General features: G+C 73.9%; 7 protein-coding genes. 3 read left to right on the top strand and 4 right to left on the bottom strand.

Annotated elements, in window-relative coordinates; all coding sequences use genetic code 11:
- Positions 1 to 171: 171 nt before the first annotated feature.
- From AB0D67_RS04160 to AB0D67_RS04145, 4 genes are all read right to left on the bottom strand, one after another.
- Positions 172 to 1,803, bottom strand: coding sequence for an MFS transporter (locus AB0D67_RS04160; RefSeq protein WP_362929694.1), 1,632 nt, complete (start codon positions 1,801 to 1,803; stop codon positions 172 to 174).
- A 323-nt stretch (positions 1,804 to 2,126) separates the two neighbouring features.
- Complete coding sequence (gene cydB, locus AB0D67_RS04155) at positions 2,127 to 3,065, bottom strand: cytochrome d ubiquinol oxidase subunit II (RefSeq protein ID WP_362929692.1); 939 nt, start codon at positions 3,063 to 3,065, stop codon at positions 2,127 to 2,129.
- A 13-nt stretch (positions 3,066 to 3,078) separates the two neighbouring features.
- Positions 3,079 to 4,509 carry a cytochrome ubiquinol oxidase subunit I gene (locus AB0D67_RS04150; RefSeq protein WP_362929690.1) on the bottom strand — a complete coding sequence of 477 codons (1,431 nt, stop codon included), beginning with the start codon at positions 4,507 to 4,509 and terminating at the stop codon, positions 3,079 to 3,081.
- 149 nt (positions 4,510 to 4,658) lie between these two features.
- On the bottom strand, positions 4,659 to 5,516 hold the full coding sequence (locus AB0D67_RS04145) for a polysaccharide deacetylase family protein (RefSeq protein ID WP_362929689.1): 858 nt from the start codon (positions 5,514 to 5,516) through the stop codon (positions 4,659 to 4,661).
- Positions 5,517 to 5,866: 350 nt separating this feature from the next.
- Between AB0D67_RS04145 and AB0D67_RS04140 the strand changes: the two genes are divergently transcribed.
- The 3 genes from AB0D67_RS04140 to AB0D67_RS04130 all read left to right on the top strand — a co-directional run bounded on the left by AB0D67_RS04140 (position 5,867) and on the right by AB0D67_RS04130 (position 9,238).
- Entirely contained in the window at positions 5,867 to 7,195 is a 1,329-nt protein-coding gene (locus AB0D67_RS04140; protein ID WP_362929687.1) for an SRPBCC family protein, read from the top strand.
- Between the two features lie 9 nt (positions 7,196 to 7,204).
- Positions 7,205 to 8,374, top strand: coding sequence for a zinc-dependent alcohol dehydrogenase (locus AB0D67_RS04135; RefSeq protein WP_362929685.1), 1,170 nt, complete (start codon positions 7,205 to 7,207; stop codon positions 8,372 to 8,374).
- Between the two features lie 81 nt (positions 8,375 to 8,455).
- Positions 8,456 to 9,238, top strand: coding sequence for a carbon monoxide dehydrogenase subunit G (locus tag AB0D67_RS04130; RefSeq protein WP_362929683.1), 783 nt, complete (start codon positions 8,456 to 8,458; stop codon positions 9,236 to 9,238).
- Positions 9,239 to 9,369: the final 131 nt, after the last annotated feature.

Here is a 9,369-nt window from a genome sequence, read left to right as displayed (position 1 = left end):
GTACATCCGCGCCGTCCGGGCCGTGCCGTACATCCGCGCCGTCCGGGCCGTGCCGTACATCCGCGCCGTCCGGGCCGTGCCGTCCGCGCCGGGCCGGGCCGGGCCGTCCGTGCCGGAACCGGTGCCCGGCGGGATCGGTCGCCGCGTCGCTCGTCCCGGCCGGGGCCGGTGTCAGGAGCCGTCGGCGGGATCCGGCCGTCCGGTGTCGTCCCGTACGGAGGTCCCGTCTCGGCCGGGGTCGCCGGCCGGTGCGGAGCCGGAGACCGGATCGGAGGCGGGGTCGTGCGCCGGGACGGAGCCGGGGACCGGGCCGGAGGCGGGGTCGTGCGCCGGGGCGGGCCGCTCGGTCACGGGGATCCCCGCCACCGTCTCTCCGATCAGCGGAACCTCCGCCGCCGCCTCCCCGGTCGCCTGGTCCTCCGTCACGGTGCCGCCGCCCGCCGCCCGCTCCTTCGCCGGTCTCCCGCTCGGCGGGCCCTCCGCGGCCGGATCGCCGGCCGCCGGCTCCTCCGCCGCCGGCTGCTCCGCCATCGGACCGGCCGCCGGGCCCTCCGTCCCGGGCCCGTCCGGGTCCGGGACCTCGGGCAGGTCGCGCATGGTGCGCAGCGGGGAGAGCACCGGCGGCACCACCGCCAGCAGGGTGACCCCCACGACGACCCACAGCGTGGCGCGGGCGCCGAACTGCTCACCCAGCAGACCGCCGACCAGGCCACCGATGGGCAGCGTGCCCCACACCAGGAAGCGCATGGTGGCGTTCATCCGGCCGAGCATGCGCTCGGGGGTGACGCTCTGACGGAAGGTGACCTGACCGACGTTGTAGAGCACCACGCCGATCGACTGGATGAACGCGCCGATCGCGAAGAGCGAGACCCGCCAGCCCGGCTCGGTCAGCGGCACCAGGGCGGTGAACGGCGACGTCACCATGATGGACAGCCAGATGATCCGGGCCGAGCCGATCCGGCGGCTCATCGGCCCCACGAGCGCCGCGCCGGTCAGGCCGCCGACGGACACCACCGAGAACAGCACGCCGATCGCACCGGGGGACAGGCCGACCACCCGGGCCAGGAAGATCATCTCGACGGCGACCATCATGCCGTTGGCGAAGTTCGCCAGGGCCGTGGAGGCGGCGATCAGCCGCAGGATGCGGTGGGAGACCACGTACCGCAGGCCCTCGCCGATCTCCTTCAGCAGTCCCCGCCGCTCGCTGCGGTCCGGGACCTGCTCGGTGGCGTCGATCCGCCCCAGCATCAGCGCCGAGCCCAGGAAGCTGACGGCGTCCAGCACCACCGCGACCGGCGCGGTGAGCAGCTGGATCAGACCGCCGCCGACGGCCGGGCCGGCGATCTGCGCCGAGTTGCGGACGATCTCCAGTTTGGCGTTGCCCTCCATCAGGCGGTCCCTGCCGACCAGGCTCGGCAGGTAACTCTGGTAGGCGACGTCGAAGAAGACCGTGGCCAGGCCGGTGCCGAGCGCCACGCCGTACAGCTGGGGCAGGCTCAGTGCGTCGAACCACCAGGCGAGCGGCACCGAGGCCAGCAGCACGGCCCGGACCACGTCGGCGCCGACCAGGATCCGCCGGCGCGGCATCCGGTCCACCCACACCCCGGCCGGCAGTCCGACCAGCAGGAAGGCCGCCGTCTGCGCGGCGGCCAGCAGGCCGGTCTCGAACGGGCTCGCGTGCAGCGCGAGCACCGCGACCAGCGGCAGCGCGAGGGTGCTGACCTGCGTGCCGATCTGGCTGATCGTGTCCGCTCCGAACAGGAGCGAGAAGTTCCGGTGCCGGAACAGACTGGGGGTGGTCACCGAGGCATGTTTGCGATCTTTTCACTGGAAGTCAATGCCTCTGTTTCCCAACTCCACCACCCGGAAAATGTCAGATCTCACAGTGATAACGGTGGCCGCCGGGCTCGTGGAGACGGCCACGGCCGCGGTGGCGGCCGTGGTCACGGTGTTCCCGGTACGGCGCCGGCGGCGCGGCGGACGGGGAGGGCGGCGCGCCGCCCGCTGTCAGGACGCCCCGGCCCGGGCGGCCCGCCCGGGCGGCCCGGGCCGCGAGACCCCGACGCGAGGGCCGGTCCGGGAGGCCCCGGAGCGGGGGCCGGATCCGGGAGACCCGGGCCGGGGAGTCAGGCTCGGGAGACCTCGGCGACCAGGCGCCTGCGGAACACCCAGTAGGTCCACGCCTGGTAGCCGAGCACGAACGGCAGCGCGATCAGGCCGATCCAGGTCAGCATGCCCAGCGTGTAGGGGCCGGAGGCGGCCCCGGCGACGGTCATGCCCGGCATGGGGGCTTCGAAGAGGGTGGCGAACAGCGCGGCGCCGGTCAGGACGATGGCGGAGGCGGTGGCGGTGAACGCCCAGCCGTCCCTGCCCCGCCAGGTCAGCGCGACCCCGGCGGCCAGAGCGGCGACCGCGGCCAGCGCGCCCGCCCACGGCCACGGCGCCGCGGCCCAGCCGCTGCCCGCCGGGGGGATGCCCGGCAGCGCCACCACGGCCGCGGGCAGCGCCACCGCCGAGGCGGCCATCGCGGCGCGGCGGGCGCGGGCCCGTACCGGGCCGGTGGTCTTCAGCGCGACGAAGACCGCGCCGTGCAGGGCGAACAGCGAGAGCGAGAGGACCCCGCCGGCCAGCGCGGCGGCCGCGCCGCCCCGCAGCAGGTCGGCGAAGACGGCGCCCCACAGGAACGCCGGGAGCGCGCTGCCCGCCACGATGCCCAGGTCGCACCAGCGGCGGTCCGTGGCGTGGTGCACCTTGCCCCGCCACTCCAGGCCGACGCCGCGCACGATCAGCCCGACCAGGACCAGCGTGAGCGGCAGGTAGAACTCGCTGAGCAGACCGGCGTACCAGGCGGGGAACGCGGCGAACATCGCGCCGACCGCGGTGATCAGCCACACCTCGTTGCCGTCCCAGACCGGGCCGATGGTGCCGAGCACCTGCCTGCGCTCGGCCTCGTTCCGCGACAGCGCCGGGGCCAGCATGCCGACGCCGAAGTCGAAGCCCTCCAGGACGAAGAAGCCGGTCCACAGGAAGGCGATGACGATGAACCAGAAGGTCGTCAGTTCCATGTCCGTTGTCCGCTCAGTACATCAGGGTCGGCTGGAGCAGTGCGGTGCGGTCCTCGTCGCCGTCGCGCGAGGGCGGGGCGAGGGGGCCGGGGGCGGCGGGCTCGGGGCCCGCCTTGACGTGCCGGACCAGCAGTACGGCCTCGGCCAGGGCGAGCGCGCCGTACAGGACGGTGAAGACCGCCAGGGAGACGGCGACCTCGGCGAGGCTGACGCCGGGGGAGACGCTCGCGGCGGTGAGCAGCTCGCCCTGGACGGTCCAGGGCTGGCGGCCGATCTCGCTGAGCAGCCAGCCGGCGATCATGGCCAGGGGCGGCAGCGGCAGGGCCAGAACGCAGGCGCGGGCGAACCAGGAGGGCAGCGGGCGCGGGTCGCGGCGGCGCCGGCGGGTCAGCCACAGGCCGAGGACCGACAGGGCCACGGTCGTCATGCCGAAGACGATCATGACGCGGAAGGACCAGTAGACGACGGACAGGTCGGGCACGTAGTCGGCCGGGCCGAACTGCCGGGCGTAGACGGCCTGGAGGTCCTCGGTGCCCCGGATGACGGCGCCGAAGTCGCCGGTGGACAGGAAGCTGAGCACGCCGGGCAGCTCCACCCCGGGCACGGGGGAGAACGGCGCGCCCGCCGTGCTGTGCCGGAGTCCCTCGGCGGCGGCCAGCTTCATCGGCTGCTGCTCGTTCAGGAGCTTGGCGGAGGCGTCGCCGGTGAAGGCGACGACGGCCCCGGCGATCGCCGTCATGACCAGCGCGGCGCGCATCGGGGCACGCCACATGCCCTCCTCGCCGCGCCGTACGGGAACGGTGCCGCCGGGGCCCGGGCGCCGCTCGCGCAGGACGCGGTAGCCGCAGACGGCCAGCACGAACCCGCCGGCGACGACGAACGCCGCGCCGACCACGTGGGGCACCTGGGCGAGGGCCGTGGGGTTGGTGAGCACCGCCCACAGGTCCGTCATGCGGGCCCGGCCGCCGACCACCTCGTAGCCGACCGGGTGCTTCATCCAGGCGTTGGCGGCGAGGATGAAGTAGGCCGAGAGGTTGGAGCCGATCACCGCCGCCCAGATCGTGGCGAGGTGGACGCGCTTGGGGAGGCGGTCCCACCCGAAGATCCACAGGCCCAGGAACGTCGACTCCAGGAAGAACGCCAGCAGCGCCTCCAGTGCCAGCGGGGCGCCGAAGACGTCGCCGACGAAGACGGAGTACTCACTCCAGTTCATCCCGAACTGGAACTCCTGCACGATGCCGGTCACCACGCCCATCGCGAAGTTGATCAGGAAGAGCTTCCCGAAGAACTTGGTGAGCGTCAGGTACTGCTCCTTGCCGGTGCGGTGCCAGGCGGTCTGCAGGCCGGCCACGAAGACGCCCAGGCCGATGGTCAAGGGTACGAAAAGAAAGTGGTAGACGGTGGTGATCCCGAACTGCCACCGCGCCAGGTCCAGTGCGTCCATCTTCCCCTCACGGGTCAAAGCTCTACAAGCGGTAGTGCTACCTCCAGTAGTACTACAACGTGTAGAGCAAAGGGGGGCGCCGACGCCGCGAGCTGATGCGATCTTCGTCACACGGCCCGGTCCGGACCGCACTCCGGCTCGGACCCGGGTCAGGACCTGCGGCCCGCGGCCTCCAGGTAGGCGTGGAGGTTGCCGAGCTCGAAGCCCCGGCGCTGGATCTTCTTGACCAGGACGCGGAAGTCGCGGGACAGGTTCGGCCGGAAGTGCAGCAGCAGCACGTCGCCGGGGCGCAGCTTCTTGTCCGGCACCTGGTAGGCGATCTTCCCGCCCGGCTGCACGGTAGCCGTCCAGAGCAGCAGCGCGTCCATGCCGCACGCCTTGGCCGCCCTGCGCGTCAGGGTGTTGAAGGCGCCGAACGGCGGGCGGAACAGCCTGGGCGACTCGCCGGTGTGCCTGCGGACCAGCTTGGCGGTGCCGCAGATCTCCGCCTTCTGCCGCTCGTAGCCGAGCGTGGGCATGCTGGGATGGGTGAGCGTGTGGTCCTCGATCGTCGCCCCGGCCTCGCGCAGGTCGCGCACGTAGTCCCACTTCCCGGCGCCGAGGTATCTCCCTCCCTGGGCGGTCGGGTCGGTCGCGCCCCTGGCCTCGACGGCGTCGCGGGTGACGAAGGCCGCGATCGGGATCCGCCGCTCGCGGACCTGCGCCAGGAACCCCGGATCCTGCTCCCATCCGTCGTCGATGGTGAGGAAGACGACCTTCCGCTTGGTCGGGATGGAGCTGATCACGGGCGGCAGCCCGTCGGCGGGCACGGGGATCCGGGCCACCTCGCCCGGCCTGGGCAGCGCCCCGGGCGGACCGGTGGGGGACGGCGAGGCGGACGCGGCGGAGGAGGGGACGCGGGCGGCGCCGTCCCTGCCGTCCGCCGCGCCGCCGTCCGCACCCGTGCTCCCCTGGCCGCAGCCCGCGCCCGCCGTCACGACCGCGAGCGCGACCGCCGCCCCGGCCATTCGTGATCTCCCCGATGCCATGGCGCACCATCCTGCCAGGGGCCGGGGACCGGTAATCGCATAAATGGCCATATGGGGCATTTGTCGGCGACGAGATCCGGCGGCCGGGGCCGGCGGAGAGTCCGGCGATGTTGGGATCTCCTGACCCATTCCGGACCGGAGAATCAGCGTCTTCCCATGTCAGAGGGGTAATACCTGCGGTTACCGGGAGGTTCGCCACCGGCCGTTCCCGCCTGCCGGGCCGCGCCGGACGGCGGCGGCGCCGGTGCGGCGTGGCGGCCGGGAGCGGCCGCGGGGCCGAGCCGACGGCGGGCCGGAATCGGAGAAGCGACCAGCCATGCGAGGACCATATGACCCATGAACATCAGCACACCGCCGACCCGCTCGCCCGCGTGCTGGGCTGGGCCGGCCTCGGCCTGGGCCTGGCGCACGTCGTCGCGCCGAAGACCGCCGAGCGGATCCACCGGAGGCTGACGCCGACGAGCGGCCGGGAGTTCATCCAGGCCATGCCGATGATGGGCGGCACGCCCGGCCGCGGCCCGAGGCGGAGGCTCATGCCCACCGGCGGCCGGGAGTTCCTGCACACGCTCCCGTCGCGCGGAGCGGGGGGCATGCTCAGCGGGATGCCGATGGCGGGCGGCCGGAGGCTTCCCCGCGGCCTGCGGCGGGCGCTGGCGCCGACCGGCGGCCGGGAGTTCCTGCACGTCATCCCGCAGCCCGGGGCGCGGGGTCTGCTCCACATGACGCCGCCCGGCACGGGCCGCGGCATCGCCGGCCGGATCCGCGCGATGCTGGCGCCGACCGGCCGGCGGGAGTTCCTGCACGTGATCCCGTACCCGGGAGGCCGCGGGCACGTCCGCGGGATGGGGGACCACCACCGCATGGGCGGCGCGATGCGCATGATGGCGCCCGGCCGCCGCATCGGCGGGATGAGGCGGATGACGGCGTCCGGACACGGCCTGGGCGGCGCGATGCGGATGATGGCGCCCGGCCGCGCGAAGACCGGCCGGGGCGGCCGCTCCGGCGGCGGAGGCGGCCGCATCGGGACCCTCACGGCGGCCACCGGGCTCGCCGCCGCCGTGTACGCCGCGATGCGGGCAGGCCGGCGCGCCACGGCCACCCGGGGCCCTGAGGGCCGGGAGGGCCGTGAACTGGGCGATCGGGTCCGGGACCTGCGGGCGGCGGTGACGATCAACCATCCCCGCGAGGAGGTCTACCGGTACTGGCGGGACTTCGGGCACCTTCCGCGGTTCATGACGCACCTTGAGTCGGTGGAGGTGACCGGCGACGGGCGGTCGCACTGGACGGCGCGGGGCCCGGCCGGCAGGAGCGTGCAGTGGGACGCGGAGATCGTCGAGGACCGCCCGGGTGAGCTGATCTCGTGGCGGTCCACGGGACGGGCGACGGTGCCCAACAGCGGGACGGTGCGCTTCGCCGACGCCCCGGGCGGGCGCGGCACCGAGGTGCGGGTGAGCCTGAGCTACGACCCGCCGGGCGGCAAGGCGGGCCTGGCGCTGGCCCGGCTGCTGGGCGAGCACCCCGAGCAGCAGGTCCACGACGACCTGCGGCGGTTCAAGCAGGTCATGGAGACCGGGGAGGTGGTGCGTTCCGAGGGCAGCCCGGAGGGCACCCGCGCGCTCCGGCAGGCCGTACAGCGTCCCGCCCAGCCGGTGGGGTGAGGGGAAGACATGAAAGCCACATGCTGGATGGGCCGCAACACCGTCGAGGTCCGGGACGTCCCGGACCCGGGGATCGTCAACGCCCGCGACGCCGTCGTCCGCGTCACCTCGACCGCGATCTGCGGTTCGGACCTGCACCTGTACGACGGGTACATGCCCACGATGAAGAAGGGCGACATCCTCGGCCACGAGTTCATGGGCGAGGTGGTGGAGGTGGGCCCGCAGGTGCGCAACCTCAAGGTCGGCGACCGGGTGGTCGTCCCCTTCCCGATCGCCTGCGGCAACTGCCTGTCCTGCCAGAACGGCATGTACTCCGTGTGCGAGAACTCCAACCCCAACGCGGGCGTCGCGGAGAAGCTCCTGGGGCACTCCCCGTCGGGGATCTTCGGCTACTCGCACATGCTCGGCGGCTACGCCGGGGGCCAGGCCGAGTACGCCCGGGTGCCCTTCGCCGACGTGGGGCCGATCAAGGTCGAGGACGGCCTGCCGGACGAGAAGGTGCTGTTCCTGTCCGACATCCTGCCCACCGGCTGGATGGGCGCGGAGATGTGCGACATCAAGCCCGGCGACGTCGTCGCCGTCTGGGGGGCCGGGCCGGTCGGCCAGTTCGCGGCCCTCAGCGCCCGCCTGATGGGCGCCGAACGGGTCATCTCCATCGACCGCCTCCCCTACCGGCTGCACCACGCCGAGCGCGCGGGCGCCGAGACGCTCAACTACGAGGAGGTCGACGTCATGGAGGCGCTGCGGGACATGACCGCCGGCCGCGGCCCGGACGCCTGCATAGACGCCGTCGGCATGGAGGCCCACCACGGCAACCCGGCCATGTACGCCTACGACCGCACCAAGCAGGCGACCCGCCTGGAGACCGACCGGCCGTACGCCCTGCGCCAGGCGATCATGGCCTGCCGCAACGGCGGGACCGTCTCGGTGATCGGCGTCTACGGCGGCATGGTCGACAAGTTCCCGATGGGATCGATCATGAACCGGTCGCTGACCCTGAGGGCCGGCCAGTGCCACGTGCAGCGGTACATGAGGCCGCTGATGGAGCGGATCCGCAACGGCGACATCGACCCCAGCTTCGTGATCAGCCACCGCATGCGGCTGGAGGACGCCCCGCGGGCCTACGAGATGTTCAAGCACAAGGAGAACGAGTGCAACAAGGTGGTCCTGACCGCCTAGCGGGGTTCCGCCGTCTCGCCGTCCGCCGCGCCGAGGGCACACGCCCTACCGGCGCGGCGGGCGGATGCCTACAGTACTGGGATGAAGGTCGCAGGCAGCGCCGTGCTCGGCGTCGACAGGGACCGCGTGTGGTCCGCGCTCCAGGACCCGGCCGTGCTCGTGCGCACGATCCCGGGCTGTGAGCGCCTGGAGGAGACGGGGCCCGGCGCCTACCGGATGACGGTCACCGCCGGGGTCGCCTCGATCAAGGGCGTCTACCAGGGAGAGGTGACGCTGACCGAGCCGGACGCGCCGGAGCGGTTCGTGCTCCGGGCCCGGGGGCAGGGCGCCCCCGGTACGGTGGACGCCACCGTCGAGATCCGCCTCAGCGACGCCGGGGACGGCACCCGGGTCGACTACGACGCCGAGGCGGTGGTCGGCGGCATGATCGGGGGCGTCGGCCAGCGCATGCTCGGCTCGGTGGCGAGGAAGACCGCGGGAGAGTTCTTCACCGCCGTCGAGAACCACCTCGCCGCCGTCGTGACGGCCCCCGCGGTCCCCGCCGCCTCCGTGATCGGAGTCACCGGGACCGCCGGGACCGCCGGGACCACGGCGACCGTCCCGGAGACAGCCGCGATCCCCGTCCAGGCCGGCCCGGCGGCCCTCGCCGGAGAAGCCGCCCGGCCCGGCCCGGCGGTCGTCCCCGCCGGAGAGCAGGCCCAGGCCGCGCCGCGGGTCTTCGAGCGTCCCGCCGCCGGCCCCGCCCCGCGACCCGCCGCGAACGGCCCCGCCTGGCCGGTCCTCGCCGCGTTCGGGATGGGCGCCGGGGTCGCGCTCGGCAGCGCGGTGATCGGCTGGCTGCTGGGCCGCGCCGGCCGCCGCTGAGCCGTACCCGGCGGGTCTCATGTCCCGGTGAAGGACCGGGACTTTTCCCGTCAAGCGGCCGCGCGCCCGTACGGCGGTGCGGCGGATCCGGTGGCACCGTCGGGTCGTCGGCCGACGACGGGCCCGGGAGA

It is taken from the genome of Streptosporangium sp. NPDC048047 (assembly GCF_040653115.1).
GTDB lineage: Bacteria > Actinomycetota > Actinomycetes > Streptosporangiales > Streptosporangiaceae > Streptosporangium.
The sequence above is the reverse complement of the archived record's forward strand: the minus strand, read 5'-3'. Positions and strand labels throughout refer to the sequence as shown.